This is a genomic window from Bacillus fungorum (assembly GCF_002746455.1).
Classification (GTDB): domain Bacteria; phylum Bacillota; class Bacilli; order Bacillales; family Bacillaceae_G; genus Bacillus_A; species Bacillus_A fungorum.
The window spans coordinates 73,281-98,429 of the sequence record NZ_NWUW01000010.1 but is presented as its reverse complement, the minus strand read 5'-3'; the positions used below and the strand labels follow the sequence as shown (position 1 = coordinate 98,429).

Sequence of the window (25,149 nt, the reverse complement as noted above, 5' to 3'; positions counted from 1 at the left end):
AGATGTATAATGATGGTCAATATTATAATTGGAGCTATCATTTTTGGTTATGCAATATATACGTTAGTTAATTTTGTAAAGAGAAGTAAAAAGGGAAAATGCGCAGCATGTTCTTTAAATAAGTCATGTCAATCGAAAACTTGTAGTCCAGATATGGAGCAAGTTGCTCATAAATAGAAAAAAGCTTTGCGAATTTCGCAAAGCTTTTTTGTTTTATTTTTTAATTTTTACAAGTTGAGAAGCTTCTACGCCGTTATAACCAGGGAATTCTTTACTAGGGTCTTTATCGAATTTTAATATCCCAACAGATTTTTCATCGCCTTTTACATTTCCGTAAGTTGCATCATCTACAATCGCGAACATGTCGGCATATGCACGGCCACTTCCGATAATTGTGTTGCCTTCGTATTTTAATTTAGCCCCATCAAGTGTAGCATTTTCTACTTTTTCTTTGGCGAATAATACCCCTTGTTCTGTTGTTACAGCTGGTAATTTATCAAGCGGTTTTGTATCATCGTTTTTATCAACTTTGCTAAGTAACTCTTTTTTTACGAGTTCTTCACCAGTTTTCTTATCCATGACAAGAACTTTTTTACCCTCTAATGTGGTCATTTTCATTTTGTAGAAGTCTTTTTCTTTCACTTCTTTTTTGTTTTTATCTGTAATTTGCTGAACTTGCTCTTCTGATCCGTACAGTACAAAACCGTTCGCTTTATCTCCTAATAAAGAACAACCTGATAGGGCTCCAAGTGAAATTGCTGCTGCTAATCCGATTCCTACTAATTTTTTCATGATGATTTCTCCTTTTTATATGTTTTATAGTAAATACAGTTTTTGTATTAGGCTTTACATTATGGGAAGCGTGTTTGTTGCTTCTGGTATTAGTGTATAAGAAATATCGAAACGTAACTATCGAGTTAGCTTACAGTACCATTACACTTATGTAATGTAGTGAAAGTGCACCAAAGTAAGTTGATTTTAGAAAGAGTTATTGATAATATGTAATTAATTGAATATAATAATATATTATGAATGTAATATTTTAACTGGAATGTCATATTATATTGGATGTGTTTTGGAAATAACATGTAAGGACATCTTAGTTTTGTTATAATAAACACATAGGCTGTAAAAATGAATATTCTTTACTGTAAAGGGAGATTTTTAAGTTTTCCAAGTAGTGAATTTGAAATATGAGGTATATCATAGGAGGAATTCGGATGTCTGTATTTAAACGATTACGAGATTTAACAATGTCAAATGTGTATTCATTAATTGAAAAAGCGGAAGATCCAGTTAAGATGACAGATCAATATTTACGCGATATGCAAGCGGATGTACAAGAAGCTGAGAAAAGTGTAGCAGCTCAAATCGCACTTGAGAAGAAATTTAAATTATTATTTGAAGAGCAAGAAGCACTTGTGAAAAAACGTGAAGAGCAAGCTCATATGGCTGTTCAAGCTAGTAATTTAGATCTTGCGCGCCGTGCCTTAGAGGAAAAACAAAATGCAGAGCAAAAGATGAATGAGTATAAAGCAAGCTACGAGCAAAACAAAGCTGCTGCTGATAATCTTCGTGCGAAGTTAGAAGAAATGCGTAAGCAATTAACAGAGCTGAAAAATAAACGTGAAACACTTGTAGCACGTGTAAATGCAGCAAAAGCACAAAAGAATATTAATCAGGCGATGTCTGGATTTGATTCAAATTCAGCGAAAGCTGGTTTAAGCCGTATGGAAGAGAAAGCTCTTCAATTAGAGGCTGAAGCAGAAGCAAGCGGCGAAGTTTATAAGAAAGAAAAATCATTAGATGATGAATTCGCAAGCTTAAATAAAAATTCTGCTGTTGACGATGAATTAGCTCGTATTATGAAGCAGTATGAGAAATAATATAAAATAGAGACAAATGAACCGACATGTCTAAATAAATTCATGTCGGTTTTCTATTACTTTTTAGAGGAGGTTTTGCAATGACATGGACAAATGTATTAGCCATGCTTGTATGGACTGGAGCGAGTGCAGTACTTTTATTTGCAATTATGTGGGTTGATTCAATTTTTACAAAATACAATGATTTAAAAGAAATAAAAAATGGGAATACAGCTGTAACCACTCGTTTCGTTATGAAATTATTTGCGCAAGGGTACATTTTATCCCAATCAATAACGAAAGCAAATGACTTATGGCAGGCGCTTCTTGCTTCCGCAGTTTCTTTCGTTATTTTATTAGTTGTAGAAATGTTTATCGAATTCGTATTAAAGAAAATGTCTGGTTTAGATTTAGAAGAAGGAACGAAAGAAGGCAGCGTTGCGCATGCCATGTTAGCTGGATCATTACATATTGTTGGTGCACTTATTTTAGGTGCTTGTTTATAAAGAGAAAAGGAGGGGTAGATCATGAGTTTATTTAAACGAATTAAAAATATAATGAAAAGCCCAGAGCAGCCGAAGCCAGAAAAAAGTCTTTTAACGTTAGCTCCTGGCGATATGATTGAAGTTTCATTAGTCATGTATGAATTAATTGGGAAAACGAGTATGCATTCGCGCAAGGAAATTGTTTTGACGCTGCAAGACGGAAAAGACATTCGTTATTTAAAAATTGAAGACCGTGAAAATACGTATTACAAATTATATACACCAATTGATGGTCGTTTAGATTCAATTGATGAAATTCCGACGACAATTGAAATGGATGATACCGAGTACCATATGGAAGAGCAATATAACGGACGTGTTGTTGTGATGGGGAAAACACCATTCTCTGCTTCAGAGGAACAGTATGTATGGGAATTCCAATCAGATAACCGGAAATTATTACGTATTGAATGGCAAAATGGTCGCACAATGATGTATGAGGGAGAAGCAATTATTCCTGCTGATGTACAAATCATAAGAGCAACGTAAGGGGGCGTAATCATGTCAAAACGATTGTTTACCATGATTAAATCGCTTGTGATCTCTATACTTGTTATTGTTACATTACTTGTTGTTGTTGGTTATGCCTTATCAGATTATCAAGGCGGACAGACAAAGTCAATTCAAGACCGTTATCCACTTGAGTCTGTCAAAAAGGAAGGTAAACAAGAATCTTACGTGTATAGGGCCGCCAATCGGTCTGTTCCTGACGTAGCGAAGGAACTTATAGCTGAAAGGAAACCGAAGCAAGCATCTAAAGAAGACGAAAATCAAATGTTTCTCGTTTATTCGGGTGAAATATATAGTCTTCAAAAGGATAAAGAGAAACCATCTGATACGTTAATTGAAGTAAGTAATGAAGAATTTGTTCGTCAAAATTACCAACCATCCTTCTTACAAGGATATATTATGGGGAGTATAATAAACGATATATTCGGTTCACGAAAATCATCACCAGGTGATTATCGCGGATATAATGACAGACAAAATTATAAACCGGTTATTCCAGAGAGACCACCTACGAAAGAAGAAAAGAAAACCCCGCCTCCAATTACGAAGGAAGGAAAAGGATCTATTATTAAGCGTGGCGATAATGTAGATTCGAAATCTTCTGTAGGAGATACAGGAAGTATTACGAAAAAAGGAAGTAGTACCCCTCCGCCTTCTACTGGAAGCAAAGGGAAAATAACGAAAAATCCAGGTGGTTCGAGCGGATCAGATGTGAAGCCGAAATCATCTATTAAAACTCCGCCAAAGAATACATCTCCCCCAAAAACGAGGGTCGGTGGTTCGGGAAACATTACGAAGAGAAGATAGTAGAGAGACCGAAGAGTGGAATTTGCTTTTTGGTCTTTTTTTATTATGGAACTTAATTCCTTGTAGCTGGTGCAATTAAGTTATAAGGAGGAGATTATTATGAATATATATAAAGTTTAGTTTGATTCTGTTCCTCGTCTTATTCCTCAGTTTGTTTATTAGCACAACGATGAAATTTCACTTTGTAGTAGGTATTCTATGGATACTATGTACATGTACTCTATTTCTATATACTCCGCTCCACTGCCCCTCCTTTCAAAAATACGTAGCATGGATTAAAAGCGGGGGAAGATGGGGCGAGTAAAAAATATATCAGCGATTATTAAAATATATTGACTTACCGACAAAAACTTTATAATAAGAAGAGGGTGTGCCAAATTGTTGGCACACCCTCTTTATTCATAATGATTAATGAATATCACGTTTCTTAAAGTTACCGCCTTTTACTTCTGCTACGTCATAAACTGTAATAAAGGCATTTGGATCGATTTCATTAATAAGTTCTTTCATTTTACTTTCTTCTAAACGGTTAATTACACAAGAAATTTCTTTGAATTTCTCTCTTGAATAACCACCGTACACTTCGTTATACGTCGCGCTTCGGCCTAAACGATCGCGAATGGTTTCTACCATTAATTCAGGCTCTTTTGTGATAATTTTAAATGCTTTTGAACCACTTAAACCAACTTCAACGATATGAATCACTTTCGAAGCGATAAAGTAAGCAATGGCCGAAAGGATAGCTCCTTGAAGGCCGAATACTGTTGATACGAAAATAAATACGAACATGTTTAAGAATAAGATAAGGTCACTCGTTCCAAATGGTAATTTACGAGAAAGCAATACAGCTAGCATATCGATTCCATCTAATGCCCCGCCGTTACGTAATGCGAGTCCCATACCAAAACCGATGATAATACCACCAACAACTGTAACTAATAATGTATCGCCTTCAATAATGGCTGGTATTCCGTGCATGACAACGGTACCTATCGCTAATGAAGCAATTCCGATAATAGAATAAATCGCAAAGCTTTTACCGATTTGCTTATATCCTAACCAAACGAAAGGAATGTTAATAACTGCGATTAGAGCTCCTAATGGCAATCCAAATAATCTTGAACTAACAATACTTAAACCAGTCACACCACCGTCTGATACGTTATTTGGAATTAATACTGCTTCTAATCCGTACGCTGTGATAAATGCCCCGATAATAATCATCAAAGCTTTTGAAGCAATTTTTAGCTTATTGCGCTTGTTTGTGATAATTTTCTCCATATAATTTCCTCGTTTCAAACTAGTTTCTTATTTGTTACGTAATTTACACCTAAATCTTATTTTAACATTTAATATGAAAAAATTCTCCTTTAATGGATGTATGCAGGGAATATTATCACCATATTATCTTTAAAATATTTTTGAAATGGGTATAGGAAATCCCATCCTTATGAAAGGATGGGAGAATGTTAAGAAACAATAAAACTAAGGACTGTTAGGAATAAAGCGAAGCCTAAAATCGTTCCACATACTTTCATATGGCGCTTACGTCCCATGACGACAATTGCGACATATTCGCGAATCATTGCATTAGGCCAGTAATAAAATGCAGTTTTTGATCCGATTCCTTGGCTATTAAGACCAGCTTGTCTTGCATATATCCCAGCGCGGAAAAGATGGAAATTATTCGTTGTGAAAATACTTCTATACTTACCTTCAGGTTTTAAAGAATCCATAATTTCTTTAGAGAACGACATATTTTGATATGTGTTTACAGAACGATTTTCTTGCACTGTATGTTCAAGAGGAATCCCTTTTTCAACAGCGTACTTTTGCATCGCTTCGGCTTCTGGAAGACCTTCATCTGGACCTTGTCCACCAGAGAAAATGATTGTTGGTGGTGTATTCACAGCTGCTTGTTTCCAGTAAAAGTCGATCGCTTTATTAATACGACTTGCAAGTAAAGGTGGTACTTTATCATTAATTAAGCCGCTACCAAGAACGATGATGAAATCTTGATTACGCCTTGGTCTGTTGAATTGATATAGAAAATAAGCGCTTAAGAAGTTAGATAAGTGTATGAAGAAATATACGCTTATAAGAGAAATACCAGCAAAAATAGGTTGGAAATGTGATGAGAACAAACTTGCTGGATTTATAATAGGGAGTAACATAAAGAATAACATCCCCAAAGCAGCAATGAGTGTTAAACAGTTAGTGAAACGTCGTCCTTCTCGCTTCATTAAAATTCTAGCATTCAGAAATAGCCCAACCATTAAGGCAATAATACCAAAAGGAAGTATAATGATAAGTGCTAAAAAAGGTAAAAATATAATGTAGCGTAGGACATCACTATCTGAGTTCAAAGATACAATTACACAAAAAAGAAGGAAAAAACAGAAAAAGGTATTAAATAAAAAACCATTTATTATTTTTCGTGGATCTTTTAAATATGAGATAAGAAAAATAATAAGCAATATAAGAGGAATAATTCCAAAATACATAAATATAGTACACCTCAATTTATATAAGAATTTGACATACCTTCTATATTACATGATTTTATAATTGAAAATGAAAAAAAAAGGATTTTGAATTTTCTCAATAAAATATTTGAATACGTATGTTACAATATATTCAAAGCGATATATTAAAAGTAAAATGGTTGAAGGGGTACTCAGTAGAGTGCCTTTTTTTTAGGTATGCAATTATGCATATTGTATTTATTTTCAAGGGAAGAGGATTAAAATATAAGCTGTAGACAGACTTTATAAAGCAGAATTTAATACAAACATTTCCCTCTACTTTTTGTATCTAACAATCGTATAACAATAAATAATTCTGTTTTATAGTGTCTGTTTATGAAAAGCGCAAAAGGTGTCTTCTTTGAAGGCACCTTTTATTGTTTAGTATAGATGGTTTTCACTGTTTTCATAGTGGAAACTATCTATACTAAATATTGGTAATCTTCCGTATAAACATTATCAATTTACTATATATTCCAGTAGTGTTAACCTACATATGAAAGGCTTTCTTTTTCAAAATATTACCCCTAATAAAATTTTGAAGAAGTCAACTGTCTCCAAACTTGCTATTCGTGCTTAGCAAAAAAGAATCCTGCTGGATTCTTTTTTGTTTTCGACATAATGCGACAAATTATATTAGAATAATTTGTTATATTGTTAAGTGGTTATTATAGGAAAGAGAAGGAGACTTAAGCATGGGATTTAAAAAATTAATTTTAACAGGTGCAATTGTTGCAACTACAGCATTTACTTCAATTGGAACAGCACAGGCAAGTGTAGAGTTTAAAGATGTTCCAAACAATCATTGGTCTTATAAGGCAATTATGGATTTAGCAAATAAAAACGTTGTTGCTGGATACGGAAATGGGATTTTTGGATTTGGTGATGATGTAACGCGTGAGCAAGTTGCAGCTCTTATGTTCCGTCAATTAAAGCCAGTCGTAAAAGAACAGTATAATAATCCATATAAAGATGTTACGGATCGTTCGACTAGGTTTAAAAAAGAGATTCTTGCTTTAACAGAGATGGGTGTATTCGCTGGTGATGGCACAGGAAAATTTAGACCGAAAGATTCACTTACTCGTGATGAAATGGCACAAATTTTAACAAAGGGATTCCAATTGCAAATAAGAGGGGATCATAATTTCCCGGATGTAGATAGAAATGGATGGGCGAATCCTGCGATTACTGCAATTAAATCAAATTATATTACAGCTGGAACTGGTGATGGCACATTCGCACCTAGAATGCATGTAAGTCGTGAGCAATACGTTCAGTTCTTATATAATGCAACGTTACCACTTGAAGAAAGACCAGGAGCAAAACAACCACAACCGAAACCAGAAGTAAAACCGGAAGTGAAACCAGAAGTAAAGCCGGATCCGAAACGCTTTGCTAACTGTAAAGAAGCAAACGATGCGGGATATTATGATATTACAAGAGATAGTCCTTATTACGGTAAGCATTTAGATCGTGATGGCGATGGAATCGCTTGTGAGAGAAAGAAAAAAGGTAAATAAGAAAAAGCACTCACTCTGAGTGCTTTTTCTTATTGAAACATGCTATTTTTTTAGGCGCTTTTCATAAAATGAAAGTAAGGAAATGAAAGTAGGTGACAAAATGCCGTCAGTTGTGGAAGGTGTTATTATTGAAAACTGCAATGGAACGATTAATTTAGGTGATAAATATAACGTACAGCCTATTGAAAAGACGAAAGCGTATAATGGGTCGGGATCATCGAATACAGGATTTAATGTGAGGACGTTTAGTGGTATTAGTACAGCGGATGTAGGGGATAACGATGTGTATGATCAAGTAATCCAATCTACGTTATAATTTTTATATGCAAAGTTGCATAAAGTAATATGTTTGTTGTGTGATACAATTTAACTGTGAGTTGTTAATGATTCTTCTGTATTATAGTTGTTAGATTGGAAATATAACATCTTATCAAAAATCATACGTAAAAAAAGACACTTCAAAAACGAAGTGTCTCTTTTCATTTTAGTGATACCCTTTAGCAGAGTCTTTATGGATCTTATTTTTAAAGATACTGTAGCTCCAAAGTTGATATCCAATAACAATTGGTACCATAACCATTGCAACGAAGAACATAATTTTTAAGTTTAATTGACTACCAGCTGCGTTATATAGCGTTGTACTATAAGCGTCATTAATACGAGATGGTAACATTCTTGGGAACATACCTGCAAAGCCAGTTGTCATAAACATTGCGATTGTTAAGCAAACGAATGTGAATGCAAGGCCAATTTTATGTTTGTACACCATAATAAGTGCGAGTACACTCATTAGCATTGCAAGTACTGGAAGAATGAATAGTACCGGATATTCCGTAAAGTTTTGGAATAAGTTTGTCCGATTAGCAGTTGCTACATAGAAGATAGCTAAAATAATAGCTGCTGCCATTGAAAACGGTCTTGCAATTTTATAAGCACGGTCGGATACTTCACCAGTCGTTTTAATCATGACCCAAAGGGCACCAGAGACAACGAATATAGCAGTGAAGAACAACCCTCCTAAAATACCGTAATGGTTTAGTAAGCTAAGTAAATTTCCTTCATAGCCATTTTTTCCGATTTGTAGTCCGTAATACAAGTTAGCAAATGTAACACCGAATAAAAAGGCGATTAAGAAACTCCCAATTGTAAATGCCCATTTACAAGTTTTTTGCCAAATTGGTGAATCATCTTTATGCATGAATTCCAGTCCAGCGGCACGAGCAAACAGTGCAAGTAATACTAAGAATAACGGTGTATAGAGATAACTAAACATATTGGCATATGTGACTGGGAAGGCAGCAAATGTTGCACCACCAGCTGTAATTAACCATACTTCATTACCGCCCCAGAATGGGCCAATTGCTTCTTGTAATTGATTTCGTTCTTGTCGATCTTTCGTAACGAAAGGAAAAATCATTCCGTTACCAAGTGCATACCCGTCAAGAATGAAGTAAACTGTCCAAATCACGCCCCATAAACCAAACCAAATGATTGCAAGCATATCATGAGACATGAGCCACGCCTCCCTCAGTAGCATGTTCTTCTAATGCTGCAGGTCCTTTTTTCGCGAACTTCAGCATTAAGTATACGTCTGCGATTAAAAGTAAAGTGTAGAACAAAATTAAACTAATTAATGAGAACCAAATTTGCGGGACAGATATAGGCGATACAGATTCTGCTGTACGCATTAGTTTATATACTGTCCAAGGTTGACGACCTACTTCAGCGACAATCCAGCCAGCATTAATCGCAATGTATGGCAGTAAGACAGACCATATTGTAATTTTTAAATAACGTTTTGAGTTTTCTAGTTTTCCTTTTCGGTTTAAATAGAAGCCATACCAAGTTAATGCCATAAAGAACATACCAAGTGCAACCATTAAGCGGAAGCTATAATACACGAGGTTAACATTTGGACGTTCATCTTTCGGAATATCTTTTAAACCAACAATTTCGCCATCAAATGAGTTTGTATAGAAGAAGCTTCCGAGTTTTGGAATCGTAAGGAATTCAAAGTTTTTCTCATTTTTCACATCAGGAATTTGAACAATTGAGAAGCCTTGTCCTTTTCCAGTTTCCCAAACTGCTTCCATCGCAGCTCCTTTTGCAGGTTGATATTTAGCTGCTGATACACCAGATTGATGTCCCATAAACGGTGTAATTGTTGCGGCGAATAAGCCTAACATTAAACCAAACTTAAATGATTTTTTGAAGAATTCCACTTCATTTTTACGCAATAAGTGATAGGCACTAATTGCCATAACGAAGAAAGCACCTACGATATAACAACCAATGACAGTATGGAAGAACATGTTCCAAGCATATGGATTTGTAACGAGTGCCCAGAAATCATTTAATTCAGCGCGGCCATTACGTACTACATAGCCAACAGGGTTTTGCATAAAACCATTTGCTGTAATAATCCAAAGTGCGGAAATATTTGTTCCAAGTGCAACCATCCACATACAGAAGGCACGGAACTTTGGTGAAATTTTGTCTTTACCGAATAACCATATTCCCATGAAAGTAGATTCTAAGAAGAAGGCAACGAGTGCTTCAATTGCAAGAGGTGATCCAAAAATGTCTCCCATATATTTGGAGTACTCAGACCAGTTTGTTCCAAATTGGAATTCCATCGTAATCCCGGTTATAATCCCCATTACGAAGTTAATTGTAAATAATTTACCCCAGAAATTTGCCAGTTTACGGTATGTTGGATTCAATGTGCGGGCGTATTGAGTTTCCATACATGCTACTAAAATGACAAGTCCGATTGTCAAAGGTACAAATAAAAAGTGATAAAAAATAGTAATTGCAAATTGAAAACGACTCAGTAACAGAACGTCGGACATAATGAATATTCACTCCTTTTTTACATTATCTACAATCAGTTTATAGTGAAAATACGTTTAAAATAGAGGGGACTTGTTACAAAGGTGTGTGTATATTTTGAAAGAATTATGTCGATTATCTGAAAACATCCTATTTTTACTATAATGCAATATACTTTTTGAGTTTTTTTAATTTTGGTACACTATATAAGTAATGTAAATGAGAGAAAAGAGGGTTTTTTATTATGAAGTCATTAGAAGAGATTTTACAATACAATGAAAAATTCGTTGAAGAGAAAAGATACGAAGAGTATGAAACAGGAAAATTCCCGAATAAAAAAATGGTAATTATCTCTTGTATGGATACTCGTCTTGTTGAATTATTACCAAAAGCGATGAATATGCGTAACGGTGATGTGAAAATTATTAAAGTAGCAGGCGCTGTTATTTCACATCCTTTCGGAAGTATTATGCGTAGTATTTTAGTTGCTGTATATGAACTTGGTGCTGATGAAGTTTGTGTAGTTGGTCACCACGATTGTGGTATGGCAAAAATTCAAGCAAGCAGTACAATTGAGAAGATGAAAGAGCGCGGTATAACAAATGAGAAATTAGATACACTTCGTTATTCTGGAATCGATTTAGAAAGATTCCTACAAGGGTTCTCTAGTGTAGAAGAAAGTGTAGAACATAGCGTATCAATACTTCGCAACCATCCATTACTTCCAGAAGAAGTGCCTGTTCACGGTCTTGTTATCGATCCTGATACAGGAAAATTAGATTTAGTTGTGAATGGTTACGACAATTAAGAATTTACTTTGTCATCCTTTTTATCTGGGACAGGATCAAATCCTCCCGGGTGGAAAGGGTGACATTTTAATATACGCGTACAAGTAAGCCAAAAGCCTTTGAGTGCACCATGTTTTTGAAATGCCTCTAATCCGTAATGAGAACAAGTCGGATAAAAGCGACACGTTGGTGGTGTCATCGGAGAAATAAATTTTTGATAAAAGCGTATAATCCCAATAAAAATCTGTTTCATAACGGTCTCCTTTTCAGCATATTCTTAAAGTATTATAGCACGACTGTACATAATACTTTACTAATGTGCATTTCCGTTATATCATATTGGATATAACGGAATTAAATTAAAAGCGGGAGAGATGTTGTATGCCATCAGTAGAAAGCTTTGAATTAGATCATACGATTGTAAAGGCGCCTTATGTAAGACATTGTGGAGTTCACAATGTAGGTAGTGACGGTATTGTAAATAAATTTGATATTCGTTTCTGCCAACCGAATAAACAAGCAATGAAACCAGATGTTATTCATACGTTAGAACATTTATTAGCATTTAATCTACGTAAATATATTGATCGTTATCCGCATTTTGATATTATCGATATTTCACCGATGGGCTGCCAAACAGGATACTATCTTGTAGTAAGCGGAACACCAACAGTTCGAGAAATTATTGATTTATTAGAATTAACATTAAAAGATGCGGTTCAAATTACAGAAATTCCAGCTGCAAATGAAACACAATGTGGCCAAGCGAAGCTTCACGACTTAGAAGGAGCACAACGCTTAATGAACTTCTGGTTAAGCCAAGATAAAAATGAACTTGAGAAAGTGTTTGGATAAAGTGAAACTTTAATCAGTGGGTGATGGGGGATGGGCCCTATCACCCACTGATTATTAGTTGAACCAATCGGGATAAGAAGGAAAAACTGCCTGTGAAAGGGCAGTTTTTTTATTTTATTAAGAGTGACCATCTTCTTCTTTTTATGAAAATAAACTAGATATACCAACATATAAAACAAAGGCAGAACCAAGAAAATAAACAAATGCTTTTGCTTTTTGTTGTTGTTTTATTTCATCAATTCCGAAAAGGATAAACATAATGCTTAAAAGGATAAACACGTAAGGTAAAAGAATAGTGAAGTTTGCAAAGAGGCTAAATAAGGCGAGAATAAGAGCGATAGTGGCGATTATAATTTGAATGTTTTTTAACATGGAATCCCCCTTTAAAAGAATAGATGGAATAACAAAAGTAAGTATAAACATGCTTAAACATATGCTAAATTGCTCAAAGTTTCATTCTACATATAGCAAAAGTAGTTCGATATTAAAACGAAGAATATAAGGCTAGAAACGAAAAAATACGGAATACTCATTGATTTTCTTCCAGATTTCAGTTCATTCATTCCTAGAAGAATAAAGGAACAACTGAGAATAAATTGTACGTATGGGAGAAGTGAGAAATGATCGGTAATCTGGATATAAGTGCAAAGAGAGAGTATGAGAAGCGTGAAAAGTGCTAAAAAAATCCGTAATTTAGTTAGAGTTAGCATTGTATAGCCTCCTTTAGACTATTTACCGGAATATTTCTGTGAAACCAATAAATAAAGCAGCGGCTCCAGCTAGTAGAGCAAGCACACTACCTCCTGTTTGCTGTTTTAATATTTCCTCTAAACTTATGGTGAGGGCCATAGCTCCTAAGAAGATGAACATATAAGGCATCATTTCTCTATTACCAGTAAAAAAGCTATAGATTGCTATAGATAACGCAATAAGTGAAAAAGCAATCCGTAATCCTTTTAGCATGCATGTACCTCCTTTTATTTTATATAGATAATGATGAGAACAATCCAAAGGAAAGCACCGGTAATAATGCAAATAAACCCTGTTCCTGCATCCTTCTTTTTTATTTGTTCTATTGCAATGAGGAACATTAAAGCTCCTAATAGAAACTGGGAAAGAGGTAAAAAATTATTTTGACCTGTATATAATCCGATTGCCGACATAATAATCACAGTGAGCGCGATTACGATGCGAAGTACGCGAAGTATATTATAAATCCTCCTTATTATTTTTTGTATAAGGGTTATCTTCTAGTTTATCAATAGAATGTTTATAAGCGTAGCCTTTATTAATCGTCATGACGGAGAGTACTAGTATGACTAGGACGATGATAATGCCGATAATTAATATTTTGAGCATAAAATCCCTCCTTTTCTTTATTTTACATAATTTTGTAATTGATGAAAACAATAGAAATTAAAAGGATGAAAGAAGGGTGTTACATGGAGCAGAAAAAAACATATTATATATCAATAGGAAACGGTCAAATTTCACAAGTGAAGACGGCGGATACGTATAATTTTGAGATTTCCGCAAGTGATGAGGAAATTACGGAGCTGAGAGAGTACTTCGATCAAGCATATGTAGAGGATTTAGGTTCATTTGTACGTTCTCACGTTCCATTTGTTGAGTATCATCACGATTCTAATAATGACCGATATGATGAACAACTACAAAAAGCATATAAAATGATTTATGATTTAGGAAATCATGAGACGAAAGAATTAGTCGCGCAAATGGGAATAATCAATGGATTATAATTGGATAATATTATGCAGAAAAGCGAGAATATGCTACAATTTGTGGTAGGAAAAACTTGTAACCATCAATAGGGGAGTAATGGCATGTACAAATTTAAAGATTATTACCACAATACTGTACAATTATCGTTTGAACGTTATCCATTTTCTCCTGAGCCAAAGCATGTTTGGGTTGTATGCCGGTACGGGGATCAATGGTTATTAACGCATCATTTACGTCGCGGTCTTGAATTTCCAGGTGGTAAAGTAGAATTAGGGGAAACACCGGAAGAAGCGGCAGTTCGAGAGGTTCATGAAGAAACCGGCGGCATAGTTTCTGATTTAACTTACTTAGGACAATATAAAGTATCTGGAAAAGACAAAATAATTATTAAAAACATTTATTTTGCAACGATTAGTGCAGTAGAAGAACATACGCATTACGAAGAAACGAAGGGGTCTGTTTTATTAAAACACATTCCTGACAACATTAAAACGGATAGAAAATTTAGCTTTATAATGCGCGACGATGTATTAGCGCGTACGATGAAACATATAGAAGAAATCGGCTGTTTTACGAAGTAAAGTGGCCGGTTTCTTTTTTTGTGTGTAAGATCAAATGTAAATATATCTTTACATAATTTTGGCTATATTATAATTTTTTTATATGTATATTTATATATTAGGAGGGAGAGGGTGGATAAAGGAAAAGAAACGACTGTTACTATTTCGATGGTTAAATTAAACTTTTATTTATTTTTTATAACAATTGCTTTGGCGATTGGAATTAGTTATTTGCATATATTTCTTTTAGGCGGATTTCAACTTGAAATTACGCTATTAACCATGTTTCTTTTTATTATCGCAATGATTGTTCTCGTTTGTATTCATGAAGCGATACATTTAATAGGATTTCACTATATCGGAGGTGTTCCGTGGAGTGAACTAAAATGGGGCGTCAATTGGAAGTTAGGTGTTGCATACGCTCATTCTAAAAAAGAAATTACAGTAAAGCAAATGAAGAAAGTGTTAATGTTGCCGTTTTTACCGACTGGAATTTTGCCAATTGTGTTGGGATTAGCTATGAATCTGGAGCCACTTTCATTTTTAGGAATTCTACTAACAGCAGGTTGTATCGGTGATATTGCTCTATATCGAAAGGTTTCAAAGTTTCCAGAAGATGCGCTAGTTAAAGATCATCCGAGTAAACCGCAGTTTACAGTATATGAATAATAGTGGACACTAATGTGAGTTATATGTTTCATATATGTTAGCCAAGAAAACGTAAAGAATTCTAGTTCTTTGAGTCTTTTTATGTCGATAAAATAGAAAATTCTGTCTTTTTTATTAAAAAGAAGAAGGAACTATCACTATAAAATAGAATTAGTATAAAAATGTCACAAAATAGACACAATTATAATGCGCATATTGTAGGGACTATAAGTTTACTCTCGAGGAGGTAATGAAACGTATGAAAACGATTCTTGCTGTTGCTGGTCTCATTTGGGTAATGTCTCATGGTTTTCCGATTTTTGAAGGGGAGCAAATTCGTAGTGCATTAAATAAAAAGTATGATGATTATCATGTAATAGATCGAAAAGAAAATGTCGTTACAGTACGTGTGAAAGATTGTTTCCATACAGTTACAGTTGCGAATGGCAGCGTTACAAATGAAACAAAGATGTGTGATAAAAGGTAAAGAAAGAAGCTGACTATAGTCTATTGCTCTAAGTCAGCTTTTTTTTCGTTTTCCAATTAGAAGTTTTTCAAATGCCTCGACAAACACATACATCAGTGTTGCGAGGACACAGGTGAGTAGTACGCTCAGTAAGACGAGAGTGAAATTAAATACTTGGAACCCGTAGCTAATTAAGTAGCCAAGACCTTGTTTAGAGACGAGAAGCTCGCCGAATATAACACCGACCCATGATAAGCCGACGTTTACTTTTAACGTTGAAATAATGGCTGGGAAGGATGCAGGAAGAATAACTTGCTTATAACATTGCCATTTATTTGCGCCAAATGTGTCCATCACTTTTATATAGTTAGAATCGACTTCTTGAAATGCACTGTAAATAACGAGAATGGTAATGATGATGGAAATGATTACCCCCATTGCAATCGAAGAAGAAATATTTGCACCGAAGATGACAATGATAATAGGACCAAGTGCCACTTTTGGCATGGCGTTTAGGACGACAAGATATGGATCAAGTACGCGGGCGAGAAGCGGTATCCACCAAAGGAAAGTCGCGATAATAGCACCGAGCACTGTTCCAAGAATGAAGCCTACTCCCGTTTCAAGTAATGTCGTCCATATGTGAACCCAAAGCGAACCGTCAATCCATTTACTAAGGAAGAGATTCCAAATGCTTGAAGGCGAGCTAAAGAGTAAAGGATCAATCCACTCTTTTTTGCTAGCTATTTCCCATAGTGCAAAGAAAAGAATGAGTAGTAAAAGTTGTAAAGACCTGGCTAACCATGCGCTCCTGCGTTCTTTCTTCCGAAACTGTTCATGTAGTTGCTTTATATTATCCAAGGCGCTCCAGCTCCTTCCATATATCTTGGAAGAGGGATGGGAAGTCGTGGTGGTGGCGTGATTCTAACGGTGATAAGGAACGGATACTTTCTGGGACGATAAATATTTTGGCAATTTTTCCAGGGTTCGCTTGTAGTAAATAAATACGATCACTCATCGCAATTGCTTCTTCAATATCATGTGTCACGAGTAGTGAAGTTTTCTTATATTTGCGTAGTAAGTTGAAAACGAGATCTTCTAGTTTCAATTTCGTTTGATAATCGAGCGCAGAGAATGGCTCATCTAGCAATAAAATTTTCGGATCGGTCGCTAACGTTCGAACGAGAGCGGCACGTTGACGCATACCGCCGGATAGTTCACGAGGGTATTGTTCTTCTACACCATGTAGACCGACTTGCTTTAAAAGCTGTAAAGTATGTTTTTTCGTTTGTTCATCGTACATTTTTCGGGTGTGAAGTCCAAGCATTATATTTTCTTCAATTGTCTTCCATGGGAACAAGTAATCTTGCTGCAACATATACCCCATAGATGGAGTTTTCGTTGTAATGGGCTCACCATCTAAAAAGACGATACCTTCAATTGGATCGAGCAGCCCGGCAATAATGGAGAGGAGTGTCGTTTTGCCGCAACCACTTGGACCGAGTATAGAAATAAATTCGCCTTCTTCCACTTGTAAGCTCATATCTTCGAGAATCAATTTGGCATTCTCTTTTGCGAAAAAGCAGTGAGAAACGTTACGTATTTGTAAAAAGCTCATACACTTCGCCTCTATTTCTTAATAACGCTTTCGGCAATTTTTGTATTGACGAGCGCTTCATGTGGAACTTCTTTTTGTAATTCGCCAGCTTCTTTCATAATCGTTTGGAGCTGTTTCCATTCTTCAGCATCTAATAGCGGATTTGTCGCATAAGAATGTTGCTTTTTATACCGTTCAATTACTTTTACTGTAATGTCTTTTGAAGTGTCTTTAAATAACGGAGAAACGGCATCAGCAATCTCTTCTGGGCTATGTGTATCAACCCATTGTTGTGCTTTATAGAGCGCACGTGTGAATTTTTCAGCAGCAGCTTTATCCTTTTTTAAGAAACTTTCCTTTGCCATGAACGTTGTATAAGGAACAGTACCAGATTCAGCTCCGAACGAGGCGACGATATAACCTTTTCCTTCTTTTTCGAATATACTTGCAGTCGGTTCAAAGAGCTGTACAAATTCTCCAGTACCAGATGCAAAGGCACTTGCAATGTTAGCAAATTCGATGTTTTGAATTAAGTTTGTATCTTTGTGAGGATCAATGCCATTTTTCTTTAAAACGTATTCTCCAACCATTTGCGGCATGCCGCCTTTACGCTGTCCTAAAAACGTAACACCTTTTACGTCATTCCAATTAAAAGAGTCTAATTTTTTACGCGAAACTAAAAATGTTCCATCTGTTTGTGTAAGTTGCGCGAAGTTAATGACAGGGTCTTTTGCACCTTGTTGATGAACGTAAATGGACGTTTCAGAACCGACGAGAGCAATATCAATTCCGCCAGATAATAGGGCGGTCATCGTTTTATCTCCGCCAGCTGTTGTTTGGAGGTCAACATTTAATCTTTCATCTTTAAAAAATCCTTTTTCAATCCCGACATATAAGGGGGCATAGAAGAGAGAATGGGTAACTTCACCGACGCGAACATTTTGAGTTTGTTCTTTCGTACTTTCTTTTTTACTACTGCAAGCAGCAAATGTGAAAACAGCTAGTAGCATGATGCAAAAAATAGCTATTAATTTTTTCACTATATAACACCTCCTAGAAGTTACTCTACAAGCATGATATGTAGGTAAGTGCCCATATGTGAGTGTAGATAGCAGGAATTTTTTTGGTGATAAAGAAGTACAAATATAAGGGGTGATAAAATGGAGTACGAATATGATGATAGCGTACATTTACATCTTGATTATTTCGGAACAGAATGTGATATGGAATCGATTGCTTATAAGCGGAAGAATGAAGACGTGTGGGATGTGTATTTTAATTTTGGAGCATATGGTCTTCAGAAAGATGAAATCGAGACAGGTAGATTTATGGACGAATATGCTGGTTATTACGTTTTTTCTGTACATGCTCGTGATCTTAGTTGGGAATTTGGAAGTGCTCAATTTGAAGAGTGGGTTTTGAGAAATCAGCTAGTAGAAAAATCGCTGCAAAAATAGGGAGGAATGTAGTGGTCGATTTTCTCATTCTATTGTTTATTTTCGTAGTCGGATTTTTTATTATGCAACTGCTCATTTACCGATTTGCAAAGAAAAACATTCAAAAATATACAAAAGTGAAATGGGTTCATATGTGGCTAGAGATGAATATGAAAAAGGGTCCGAGATTAGATCTTTTTGATTTTGTAGTTATCGTACTTGTATGTATTATATGGAAAGTATGGATGTATTCTCTTATATAATACATATGCTCATGTCTGTTAGAATGAAGGAGAACCTATCCGTGTTGGTAGGTTCTTTTTCTTATGGTAATAATTTAGTGAAGCGTAGTTCATTTATACTACTAGAATATAGAGATGAAGAAGTTGTATTTTTTAAGGGGAAATTAAGGATACACGTGTATAATACAAACACATAGGGAGACTAACTGCATACAAATATGGTATTTTGTATAGGACAATATGTTTGTTGATGCGAGACGAAGGGTAAAGGAAAGAGGGAATAAATTGCTTTTTAATGTTTTAACACAACAACGAAGAAGAGATGAATTTTATCTTAGTTTTTCTCCTCAGGAGCCGAGGAAGAACCTATTAATTTCTATCATTCTTAGTGGAATGTGGGCGATTTGTTTAGAAACGCTGTTTTTTGTTATGTTAAGGTCTTTCGAATTCGAGAGAACGAAAGAATTTTTTAATGGGAAAATCCAGCTAAGTATACTCATTATTGTTTTGTGGAGTGTACTACTATACATCATTCATTTAAATAAAGGTATCAGTCATAAGCTTAGGCCGGCTATTCGAGTTTATGTCGTATTATTTTTAATTGCTCATACAATGAATTGGATGTATATCCTGATACAGGAGGATATGAATCTTATAGTAGTAAATACATGGGTGTATTTACAATATGGACAGTATATATTGAGCCTGTTATTTATTTATATGGTATACGTTTTTGCATATAATTTGCTTGGCAGAGTTTTCTTAAGTACAACGATAACTAGCTTAGTTTTGATTATTTTTGTGATGGTGAACCATTTTAAGCTCATTTTTAGAGGAGAGCCATTCTACCCGTCTGATTTCACACAGATTGGTCATATGGATTCCGTTATACCGATGGTCATGGATTATTTTAGTTTTTGGAATATGTTCCTGGCAGTAGTAGCTATTATTTTGATTGTGTGTGTAGTTATATATATACGAAAGTATATTCCAGTTATAAAATCACATATTATTATGAGGATTCTTTTAATATGTGGCTCTGCGTTTATGTTGTATGCATATAGTAACTACCCTATTACCTTTATGAATAATATATTTACAAAAGCTGGGGTAGACATCCGTCCGTGGAATCAAGCTGCAAATTATAAGGTGAATGGTTTTGTTATTGGATTTTTAAGTAACTTAGATACGACAGTCATTAAAGAGCCAGAGGAATATTCAAAAGAAAATATGCAGCAAATTGCGAAGGATATAGAAAAGCAATATGGCGGAAAAGTAAAAGTGCAAAAAAAGGCAGAGAAGCCGAACATTATATATATTATGAGTGAGGCATTTTGGGATCCGACAAAATTAACGGATCTTTCATTTAGCGAAGATCCAGTGCCGAATTTACATCATTATACAGAGAATTTCCCAGGCGGACAAACGATAGCTCCTACATTTGGAGGGAATACAGCGAATACAGAATTTGAAGCATTAACGAGTTACTCAATGAGTCTCTTAATGCCTGGTTCTATACCATATCAACAAGCCGTTCCAAGTCAAAAAGAGATTCCATCCATTGCAAGTGAATTAAAAAAACAAGGATATTATGCAAGTGCAATTCATGCTTTTAACCGATCGTTTTATAAACGAGAAGATGTATATAAAACATTGGGATTCGATAATTTTAATGCAGAAGACACGATGAAAAATAAAGAAGCGGTTGGAGATAATATTGGTGATTTATCTATGAGTAAAGAAATAATAGATGAATTAAAAAAGAGAAAACAACCTACGTTTATTCATGCGGTGACGATGCAAAATCATTTTCCATATACGCCAAATATGTTTGGAGAAAATAAAGTAGAAATTAGTGGATTAACAGAAGAGGAATCGAAGGCAGAATTAGAATCATATACAGAAGGGGTAAGACTGTCGGATGAAGCGTTGCAATATTTAATTGAGCAGCTTAACGATTTAGACAGACCTACTTTATTAGTCTTCTTTGGAGACCATTTACCTATGTTAGGTACTAATAAATCCATTTATAAAGAAGCAGGATATATAGAAAATGAAGAGACGGTAAGAGAAAGATTAATTATGTCAGAAACACCTTTGTTAATGTATGCGAATTTCGATTTACCAAATGATAATTTAGGTTTAGTAAGCCCAATTTATTTCTCTAGTCTTGTGTTTGATTATGCAGGATTAAATCAATCACCATTTTATCAATTTTTATCGAAAATGCATAAAGAAATACCGGTTCTTAGAGATGAGTTAAAGGTTAATAAAGATGGAGAAGAGATAACCGATTTAACAAAAGAACAAAAAGAAATGTTAGAGCAATATAAAATGATTCAATATGATTTACTTGCTGGAAAGCAGTATAGTAAAGATATACTTTTTAAATAGAAAAACAAAAAGAACTTGTATAACGATACAAGTTCTTTTTTATAGTATTTAACGGGGTAACCAGACAAGCTGGGTTTAGGGAGTATTACCTGTACATTTAGTATAAATAAAAATGTAATCGTTTTATTGATTGATTTGTGAGAAATGTGTGAATTTTAATCTTTTCAAAAACTGCGTTCATATCGACACGATTTGGCATAAGTTTTTATGAATGCAAAAACTTTATAAGTTCCTCATTTAATTCATCCGCTTGATCGATTGGAGAGCCGTGACCGCTATTTGTAAGAGGATGTAACTGAGAATTTTTAATCCGTTTTTGCGTGAGTTCAGCACTTTTGTAAGGGATAAGTTGATCGTGAACACCGTGGAATATTTTTGTTGGGACGTTAATTTTACTTAAATCTTTCGTTACATCTTCATTTGCGGCTGCTTGCAATATTTTGATGAGAGCGTAGGAAGCAGACTGCATACCGAGATAAGAAAACCATTCTAACGTAGCAGACCCTAAATTTCTATTGAAAAATGATAAAGATACATCATTTAAAAATTTTGGTAGATTGGCATACATTTGATTAATGAGGGTATCTGCTTGTTCTTTTGGGACACCATAGGGAGATTCCTGATTTTTAACGAAAGAGGGGGAAACAGCATCAACTAATACAAGTTTAGAAATACGATGACCATTATAGCGGGACATATACCGAATAGAAAGAGCACCACCTACTGAGAAACCGACTAATGTAGCATTTTCTACTTGAAGTGCTTCTAGAACGATGGCAATATCGTCTGCTAAACGATCGTATGTGTAACCAGTCCATGGTTTATCAGATTGCCCGTTTCCGCGTATATCCATAGCGATGCAGCGGAAACCGTGCTGTGGTAATACATTAAGTTGATATTGGTACATTTGATGATTTAAAGGCCAGCCATGGACGAAGAAAACAGTTTTACTACCGGGGCCGGGATTGACGTCTTGCACAAAAATATGAACATCTTTCTCAACGGTAACAAACATAAATTATCCCCCTATCCTATTTATATGCTCTATCCAAAAAGCGTCGTTATGCTTTTTTATTTTTTTGCGCCCATAATATACGTATTATTGTTTATAGCTTTTATGCTTATATAGTCTGAAGATACTTTGCTCTATTGGGATGATTTTCCTCAAATGTTCGATTTATCTTTGTTTGTCTATGAAAATCATTTATTATAATAAATGGTATTCTTCGAGACATTATTTTGAAGGGGTGTTGAAGTGAAAGAAAGTTTTCTATCATATAAAGAAGAAGAAAGGAATGCAAAAATTTTTTTATGGGTGTTGTATGTCGCTGTTGGTGTATACCAAGTTTCTTATGCAATCGTATTAGAAAATAAAGCATTAATAGAAAACTGGCATAGAGGAATGTGGCAAGTTTTATGTGGAATAGCAATACTATGCGCGAATATATACTTAGTAAAAAGAGAGAAAGCAAACCTTGTTAAATATACATATATATTCGTATACATAGGGATAGAAATCGTTAATATAATTTCGTATATTCTCTATAATAAGGCGTTATTTGATGCGGTAAATATAATAGAAATCATTTTCATTTTCTTTGTACCTATATTTTTAAATAAAAAGTATTTTGTATTTGTACTTTCGACCATTGTAGGGAAATATGTGATTTATTTATTTGTATTAGAGGAAGTAAAAGCGTTTATGTTCCTCATTATGTATACACTTGTATTAATAGCAGCATACATCATTTTAAATCGATTTATACAATACCTTTTAGCGGTAAAGGAAAGTATTAAGATTGCTAGTGAATCACAAAAATTAGCAGTAATCGGAAAAATGGCAGCGACAGTAGGACATGAAATTAAAAATCCACTTGCTTCATTAAAAGGATTTACGCAATTACAACGGGAGAAGCATGGAGAGGACCCTATTTACAAACAGATGATTTTTGAAATAGAAAATATGAATAGTATGATAAGTGAATTGATGGAAGTTGCTACATGTAAACCCCCTATTTATAAGAAACATAATATAGGAGAAATTGCATTACAAGCAATAACAATTCTTCGCGAAAAAATGAATGAATCCAACGTTCAGCTTATTTCTAGTGTAGAAGAAAAGGCGATAGAAGTTGAATGTGATGAGCGGAAAATAAGAGGGGTCTTGCTATATGTCATAAAAAATGCTCTGGAGGCAATGGAGCAAGGTGGCACATTAGATTTACGATTAGAAAATAAAGGACAAGATTATGTAATGCTAAGTGTAATCGATAATGGTTACGGTATTAAGAAGGAAAATTTGGCCCGTGTTAAAGAGGCCTTTTATACAACGAAACAAGATAAAATTGGCCTGGGACTTACGGTAGCGAATCGAATTGTTACCGAGCAGCATCTTGGTGAATTACATATTTCAAGTGAAAGAGATATTGGAACTAGAATAGACATCATTCTCCCAAAGCAGTGTGGAAATAATGAAATCCAAGTGGGAGAAAAGCTAGGAGTTACCATATGAATAAAGACGATATATTTAAAAATGAAGAAATAAAGGCGCTGAAAATATTTTTAAGTTTATTTTTTATTATATTTTTTGTATATGATCTTGCCTACGAATTTATTGTACCTTTAATAGGAGGAGAGCAAGAAGGAGTAGGAGAATTTGAAGATGGTTTAGGTTTATGGCTCTATTTTCTGATGGTGATCTTATTTTGCATTGGAATATACTTTATGAAATGGAAAAATCCATTTGCAGTAAAGTATATTATTCTAATTGGATATAATCTATTAGATTTTATCCATAATTTTATGATTTACTACGGTATTGATGCTGAGTTTGATGGTGGGAATATAGTAGAAGTATTTTTTATTTTATTTGCACCAATCTTTGTGAACAAAAGGTATTTTTGGTTAGTTACGGGGATACTTGTTGGAAAGTACGCTCTTATAGGAATCATTATTCAATCGTCACTCGTTTTAATTCCAATGGCATTATATAGTGTATTTACTATCATATGTTGGATTATGTTTTTGAGATTTCAGTCTTACGTTCGTACGCTTGAGATGATGGATAAAGAAATAAAACAAACAGAAAAACTAGCAACTGTTGGGAAAATGGCAACAGTTATTGGTGACAAAATTAGAGGACCGCTAGCGAATTTAAATAAATTTGTGAATAAGCAAGCGAATAAATATCCAGAGGATAAAATATATAGTGATATTATGAAACAAGAAGTAGAACGAATTCATACAATTGCTACAGAACTTAGTGGATTTGAGAAATCTAAATCACCAGAATCAGAAATTCATAATATAGAAGAAATTATCGCTTATGTTATTCGAGTTATGGGGAAGCCTGCTTTTAAGCAGGGAGTGCACATACAAGGTATTTATAGTAAAGACATACCACCAATTACATGTGATGAAAAACGATTAAAACAAGTATTTTTTAATTTAATTAAAAATGCGATTGAAGCAATGTCAGTTGGCGGAACGATTACGATTAAAGTGACTGTAGAAGATGCAATCATTGTTCAAGTTAAGGATGAAGGTTGCGGCATTCCAAAAGACAAAATTCCGAAGCTAAATGAAGCTTTTTACACAACGAAAGAAACGGGAACAGGTTTAGGTTTAGTAGTGACAGAAAAAATTATTAAAGACCACAACGGTAAAATGAGTTTTGAAAGTGAAGTTGGGGTTGGAACGACGGTGAAGGTTATATTGCCGATATCATAAAAAATTATTTTTAAAAGGGAGATCACTTATTTGAGAGGGATTTCCTTTTTTTGAATAAAAATTTGATAGTGTTTACACTATTGGTAC

32 protein-coding genes are annotated in these 25,149 nt (G+C 34.6%); 18 read left to right on the top strand and 14 right to left on the bottom strand.

The features are described from left to right. Positions 1–9 precede the first annotated feature (9 nt). Entirely contained in the window at positions 10–177 is a 168-nt protein-coding gene (locus tag CO726_RS16120) for a FeoB-associated Cys-rich membrane protein (protein ID WP_099684937.1), read from the top strand. A gap of 36 nt (positions 178–213) precedes the next feature. Here the strand turns inward: CO726_RS16120 and CO726_RS16115 are convergent, their stop codons facing one another. Further along, a complete protein-coding gene (locus tag CO726_RS16115) occupies positions 214–792 on the bottom strand; it encodes a lipoprotein BA_5634 family protein (protein WP_099684936.1) in 579 nt (192 codons plus the stop codon). A 428-nt stretch (positions 793–1,220) separates the two neighbouring features. On the opposite strand from CO726_RS16115, the gene CO726_RS16110 reads away from it, so the two are divergent. From CO726_RS16110 to CO726_RS16095, 4 genes are all read left to right on the top strand, one after another. Beyond that, positions 1,221–1,886 (top strand): PspA/IM30 family protein, encoded by a 666-nt coding sequence (locus tag CO726_RS16110; protein WP_071710946.1) that lies wholly within the window; start codon positions 1,221–1,223, stop codon positions 1,884–1,886. A gap of 80 nt (positions 1,887–1,966) precedes the next feature. Further along, complete coding sequence (locus tag CO726_RS16105; RefSeq protein WP_000220323.1) at positions 1,967–2,371, top strand: DUF350 domain-containing protein; 405 nt, start codon at positions 1,967–1,969, stop codon at positions 2,369–2,371. Positions 2,372–2,392: 21 nt separating this feature from the next. Then, complete coding sequence (locus tag CO726_RS16100; RefSeq protein ID WP_098759829.1) at positions 2,393–2,899, top strand: DUF4178 domain-containing protein; 507 nt, start codon at positions 2,393–2,395, stop codon at positions 2,897–2,899. 12 nt (positions 2,900–2,911) lie between these two features. Continuing rightward, a complete protein-coding gene (locus CO726_RS16095) occupies positions 2,912–3,727 on the top strand; it encodes a DUF4247 domain-containing protein (RefSeq protein ID WP_098759828.1) in 816 nt (271 codons plus the stop codon). A gap of 408 nt (positions 3,728–4,135) precedes the next feature. Here CO726_RS16095 and CO726_RS16085 read toward each other — a convergent pair whose 3' ends face one another. Then, the gene (locus CO726_RS16085) at positions 4,136–5,008 is read right to left on the bottom strand and encodes a YitT family protein (protein ID WP_099684935.1); all 873 of its coding nucleotides are present in this window, start codon (positions 5,006–5,008) and stop codon (positions 4,136–4,138) included. A 188-nt stretch (positions 5,009–5,196) separates the two neighbouring features. After that, positions 5,197–6,231 carry a YdcF family protein gene (locus CO726_RS16080; protein WP_099684934.1) on the bottom strand — a complete coding sequence of 345 codons (1,035 nt, stop codon included), beginning with the start codon at positions 6,229–6,231 and terminating at the stop codon, positions 5,197–5,199. A gap of 716 nt (positions 6,232–6,947) precedes the next feature. On the opposite strand from CO726_RS16080, the gene CO726_RS16075 reads away from it, so the two are divergent. Both CO726_RS16075 and CO726_RS16065 read left to right on the top strand, forming a co-directional pair. Next, a complete protein-coding gene (locus CO726_RS16075) occupies positions 6,948–7,772 on the top strand; it encodes an S-layer homology domain-containing protein (protein ID WP_099684933.1) in 825 nt (274 codons plus the stop codon). 82 nt (positions 7,773–7,854) lie between these two features. Continuing rightward, positions 7,855–8,088 (top strand): spore germination protein, encoded by a 234-nt coding sequence (locus CO726_RS16065; protein ID WP_098759823.1) that lies wholly within the window; start codon positions 7,855–7,857, stop codon positions 8,086–8,088. A gap of 168 nt (positions 8,089–8,256) precedes the next feature. On the opposite strand, the gene cydB is transcribed toward CO726_RS16065, so the two are convergent. After that, positions 8,257–9,285: a cytochrome d ubiquinol oxidase subunit II gene (gene cydB, locus CO726_RS16060; protein WP_043935220.1), complete on the bottom strand. Its 1,029-nt coding sequence runs from the start codon at positions 9,283–9,285 to the stop codon at positions 8,257–8,259. Next, positions 9,275–10,624, bottom strand: a complete 1,350-nt coding sequence (cydA, locus tag CO726_RS16055) for a cytochrome ubiquinol oxidase subunit I (protein WP_099684932.1) — start codon at positions 10,622–10,624, stop codon at positions 9,275–9,277. The genes cydB and cydA overlap by 11 nt, the downstream gene beginning before the upstream one ends. Before the next feature lie 224 nt (positions 10,625–10,848). On the opposite strand from cydA, the gene CO726_RS16050 reads away from it, so the two are divergent. Further along, positions 10,849–11,412, top strand: a complete 564-nt coding sequence (locus CO726_RS16050) for a beta-class carbonic anhydrase (RefSeq protein ID WP_000838173.1) — start codon at positions 10,849–10,851, stop codon at positions 11,410–11,412. Here CO726_RS16050 and yidD read toward each other — a convergent pair. Continuing rightward, a complete protein-coding gene (gene yidD, locus CO726_RS16045) occupies positions 11,409–11,645 on the bottom strand; it encodes a membrane protein insertion efficiency factor YidD (RefSeq protein ID WP_099684931.1) in 237 nt (78 codons plus the stop codon). The genes CO726_RS16050 and yidD overlap by 4 nt on opposite strands. Before the next feature lie 128 nt (positions 11,646–11,773). Here yidD and luxS point away from each other — a divergent pair, with 128 nt between their 5' ends. Continuing rightward, a complete protein-coding gene (luxS, locus tag CO726_RS16040) occupies positions 11,774–12,247 on the top strand; it encodes an S-ribosylhomocysteine lyase LuxS (protein ID WP_016102897.1) in 474 nt (157 codons plus the stop codon). Positions 12,248–12,388: 141 nt separating this feature from the next. On the opposite strand, the gene CO726_RS16035 is transcribed toward luxS, so the two are convergent. From CO726_RS16035 to ytzI, 4 genes are all read right to left on the bottom strand, one after another. After that, positions 12,389–12,619 (bottom strand): YczI family protein, encoded by a 231-nt coding sequence (locus CO726_RS16035; RefSeq protein ID WP_099684930.1) that lies wholly within the window; start codon positions 12,617–12,619, stop codon positions 12,389–12,391. A 360-nt stretch (positions 12,620–12,979) separates the two neighbouring features. Continuing rightward, positions 12,980–13,210, bottom strand: a complete 231-nt coding sequence (locus tag CO726_RS16030; RefSeq protein WP_099684929.1) for a DUF3953 domain-containing protein — start codon at positions 13,208–13,210, stop codon at positions 12,980–12,982. A gap of 14 nt (positions 13,211–13,224) precedes the next feature. Then, a complete protein-coding gene (locus CO726_RS16025; protein WP_099684928.1) occupies positions 13,225–13,455 on the bottom strand; it encodes a DUF3953 domain-containing protein in 231 nt (76 codons plus the stop codon). Position 13,456: 1 nt separating this feature from the next. Next, positions 13,457–13,606: a YtzI protein gene (ytzI, locus tag CO726_RS16020; RefSeq protein WP_136699676.1), complete on the bottom strand. Its 150-nt coding sequence runs from the start codon at positions 13,604–13,606 to the stop codon at positions 13,457–13,459. Between the two features lie 83 nt (positions 13,607–13,689). Here ytzI and CO726_RS16015 point away from each other — a divergent pair, with 83 nt between their 5' ends. The 4 genes from CO726_RS16015 (at position 13,690) to CO726_RS16000 (ending at position 15,685) form a co-directional block, all read left to right on the top strand. Then, entirely contained in the window at positions 13,690–14,007 is a 318-nt protein-coding gene (locus CO726_RS16015; RefSeq protein WP_000435821.1) for a hypothetical protein, read from the top strand. An 84-nt stretch (positions 14,008–14,091) separates the two neighbouring features. Next, complete coding sequence (gene mutTA / locus CO726_RS16010; protein WP_099684926.1) at positions 14,092–14,571, top strand: antimutator 8-oxo-(dGTP/GTP)ase; 480 nt, start codon at positions 14,092–14,094, stop codon at positions 14,569–14,571. Between the two features lie 111 nt (positions 14,572–14,682). Continuing rightward, the gene (locus CO726_RS16005) at positions 14,683–15,219 is read left to right on the top strand and encodes a DUF3267 domain-containing protein (RefSeq protein WP_099684925.1); all 537 of its coding nucleotides are present in this window, start codon (positions 14,683–14,685) and stop codon (positions 15,217–15,219) included. A gap of 238 nt (positions 15,220–15,457) precedes the next feature. Next, positions 15,458–15,685 carry a hypothetical protein gene (locus CO726_RS16000; protein WP_099684924.1) on the top strand — a complete coding sequence of 76 codons (228 nt, stop codon included), beginning with the start codon at positions 15,458–15,460 and terminating at the stop codon, positions 15,683–15,685. A 33-nt stretch (positions 15,686–15,718) separates the two neighbouring features. Here the strand turns inward: CO726_RS16000 and CO726_RS15995 are convergent, their stop codons facing one another. From CO726_RS15995 to CO726_RS15985, 3 genes are read right to left on the bottom strand one after another with little or no spacing between them, the layout of a single operon-like run. After that, a complete protein-coding gene (locus CO726_RS15995) occupies positions 15,719–16,525 on the bottom strand; it encodes an ABC transporter permease (protein ID WP_099684923.1) in 807 nt (268 codons plus the stop codon). Further along, complete coding sequence (locus tag CO726_RS15990; protein ID WP_099684922.1) at positions 16,518–17,282, bottom strand: ABC transporter ATP-binding protein; 765 nt, start codon at positions 17,280–17,282, stop codon at positions 16,518–16,520. The genes CO726_RS15995 and CO726_RS15990 overlap by 8 nt, the downstream gene beginning before the upstream one ends. Positions 17,283–17,293: 11 nt before the next feature. After that, on the bottom strand, positions 17,294–18,301 hold the full coding sequence (locus CO726_RS15985) for an ABC transporter substrate-binding protein (protein WP_136699674.1): 1,008 nt from the start codon (positions 18,299–18,301) through the stop codon (positions 17,294–17,296). A 120-nt stretch (positions 18,302–18,421) separates the two neighbouring features. Between CO726_RS15985 and CO726_RS15980 the strand changes: the two genes are divergently transcribed. The 3 genes from CO726_RS15980 to CO726_RS15965 all read left to right on the top strand — a co-directional run bounded on the left by CO726_RS15980 (position 18,422) and on the right by CO726_RS15965 (position 21,333). Continuing rightward, a complete protein-coding gene (locus tag CO726_RS15980; RefSeq protein ID WP_099684921.1) occupies positions 18,422–18,718 on the top strand; it encodes a DUF3986 family protein in 297 nt (98 codons plus the stop codon). 11 nt (positions 18,719–18,729) lie between these two features. Beyond that, complete coding sequence (locus CO726_RS15975; RefSeq protein WP_098759807.1) at positions 18,730–18,960, top strand: hypothetical protein; 231 nt, start codon at positions 18,730–18,732, stop codon at positions 18,958–18,960. Between the two features lie 264 nt (positions 18,961–19,224). Next, positions 19,225–21,333 carry an LTA synthase family protein gene (locus CO726_RS15965; protein WP_136699672.1) on the top strand — a complete coding sequence of 703 codons (2,109 nt, stop codon included), beginning with the start codon at positions 19,225–19,227 and terminating at the stop codon, positions 21,331–21,333. 205 nt (positions 21,334–21,538) lie between these two features. Here CO726_RS15965 and CO726_RS15960 read toward each other — a convergent pair whose 3' ends face one another. Beyond that, positions 21,539–22,348, bottom strand: coding sequence for an alpha/beta fold hydrolase (locus tag CO726_RS15960; RefSeq protein ID WP_099684919.1), 810 nt, complete (start codon positions 22,346–22,348; stop codon positions 21,539–21,541). A 240-nt stretch (positions 22,349–22,588) separates the two neighbouring features. Between CO726_RS15960 and CO726_RS15955 the strand changes: the two genes are divergently transcribed. Both CO726_RS15955 and CO726_RS15950 read left to right on the top strand, forming a co-directional pair. Further along, a complete protein-coding gene (locus tag CO726_RS15955) occupies positions 22,589–23,845 on the top strand; it encodes an ATP-binding protein (RefSeq protein WP_099684918.1) in 1,257 nt (418 codons plus the stop codon). Next, a complete protein-coding gene (locus CO726_RS15950; RefSeq protein ID WP_099684917.1) occupies positions 23,842–25,062 on the top strand; it encodes an ATP-binding protein in 1,221 nt (406 codons plus the stop codon). The genes CO726_RS15955 and CO726_RS15950 overlap by 4 nt, the downstream gene beginning before the upstream one ends. The last annotated feature ends 87 nt before the right edge of the window (positions 25,063–25,149 follow it).

Bases quoted from the DNA above. Each gene is read 5' to 3' on its own strand.
- CO726_RS16105 (WP_000220323.1), top strand. From the start codon at position 1,967: ATGACATGGACAAATGTATTAGCCATGCTTGTATGGACTGGAGCGAGT.
- CO726_RS15980 (WP_099684921.1), top strand. From the start codon at position 18,422: ATGGAGTACGAATATGATGATAGCGTACATTTACATCTTGATTATTTC.
- CO726_RS16030 (WP_099684929.1), bottom strand. From the start codon at position 13,210: ATGCTAAAAGGATTACGGATTGCTTTTTCACTTATTGCGTTATCTATA.
- cydB (WP_043935220.1), bottom strand. From the start codon at position 9,285: ATGTCTCATGATATGCTTGCAATCATTTGGTTTGGTTTATGGGGCGTG.
- CO726_RS16110 (WP_071710946.1), top strand. From the start codon at position 1,221: ATGTCTGTATTTAAACGATTACGAGATTTAACAATGTCAAATGTGTAT.
- CO726_RS16095 (WP_098759828.1), top strand. From the start codon at position 2,912: ATGTCAAAACGATTGTTTACCATGATTAAATCGCTTGTGATCTCTATA.
- ytzI (WP_136699676.1), bottom strand. From the start codon at position 13,606: ATGCTCAAAATATTAATTATCGGCATTATCATCGTCCTAGTCATACTA.
- CO726_RS15960 (WP_099684919.1), bottom strand. From the start codon at position 22,348: ATGTTTGTTACCGTTGAGAAAGATGTTCATATTTTTGTGCAAGACGTC.
- CO726_RS16050 (WP_000838173.1), top strand. From the start codon at position 10,849: ATGAAGTCATTAGAAGAGATTTTACAATACAATGAAAAATTCGTTGAA.
- CO726_RS16115 (WP_099684936.1), bottom strand. From the start codon at position 792: ATGAAAAAATTAGTAGGAATCGGATTAGCAGCAGCAATTTCACTTGGA.
- CO726_RS16000 (WP_099684924.1), top strand. From the start codon at position 15,458: ATGAAAACGATTCTTGCTGTTGCTGGTCTCATTTGGGTAATGTCTCAT.
- cydA (WP_099684932.1), bottom strand. From the start codon at position 10,624: ATGTCCGACGTTCTGTTACTGAGTCGTTTTCAATTTGCAATTACTATT.
- CO726_RS16075 (WP_099684933.1), top strand. From the start codon at position 6,948: ATGGGATTTAAAAAATTAATTTTAACAGGTGCAATTGTTGCAACTACA.
- yidD (WP_099684931.1), bottom strand. From the start codon at position 11,645: ATGAAACAGATTTTTATTGGGATTATACGCTTTTATCAAAAATTTATT.
- CO726_RS15950 (WP_099684917.1), top strand. From the start codon at position 23,842: ATGAATAAAGACGATATATTTAAAAATGAAGAAATAAAGGCGCTGAAA.
- mutTA (WP_099684926.1), top strand. From the start codon at position 14,092: ATGTACAAATTTAAAGATTATTACCACAATACTGTACAATTATCGTTT.
- CO726_RS16080 (WP_099684934.1), bottom strand. From the start codon at position 6,231: ATGTATTTTGGAATTATTCCTCTTATATTGCTTATTATTTTTCTTATC.
- CO726_RS16035 (WP_099684930.1), bottom strand. From the start codon at position 12,619: ATGTTAAAAAACATTCAAATTATAATCGCCACTATCGCTCTTATTCTC.
- CO726_RS16120 (WP_099684937.1), top strand. From the start codon at position 10: ATGATGGTCAATATTATAATTGGAGCTATCATTTTTGGTTATGCAATA.
- CO726_RS16015 (WP_000435821.1), top strand. From the start codon at position 13,690: ATGGAGCAGAAAAAAACATATTATATATCAATAGGAAACGGTCAAATT.
- CO726_RS16100 (WP_098759829.1), top strand. From the start codon at position 2,393: ATGAGTTTATTTAAACGAATTAAAAATATAATGAAAAGCCCAGAGCAG.
- luxS (WP_016102897.1), top strand. From the start codon at position 11,774: ATGCCATCAGTAGAAAGCTTTGAATTAGATCATACGATTGTAAAGGCG.
- CO726_RS16065 (WP_098759823.1), top strand. From the start codon at position 7,855: ATGAAAGTAGGTGACAAAATGCCGTCAGTTGTGGAAGGTGTTATTATT.
- CO726_RS15990 (WP_099684922.1), bottom strand. From the start codon at position 17,282: ATGAGCTTTTTACAAATACGTAACGTTTCTCACTGCTTTTTCGCAAAA.
- CO726_RS16085 (WP_099684935.1), bottom strand. From the start codon at position 5,008: ATGGAGAAAATTATCACAAACAAGCGCAATAAGCTAAAAATTGCTTCA.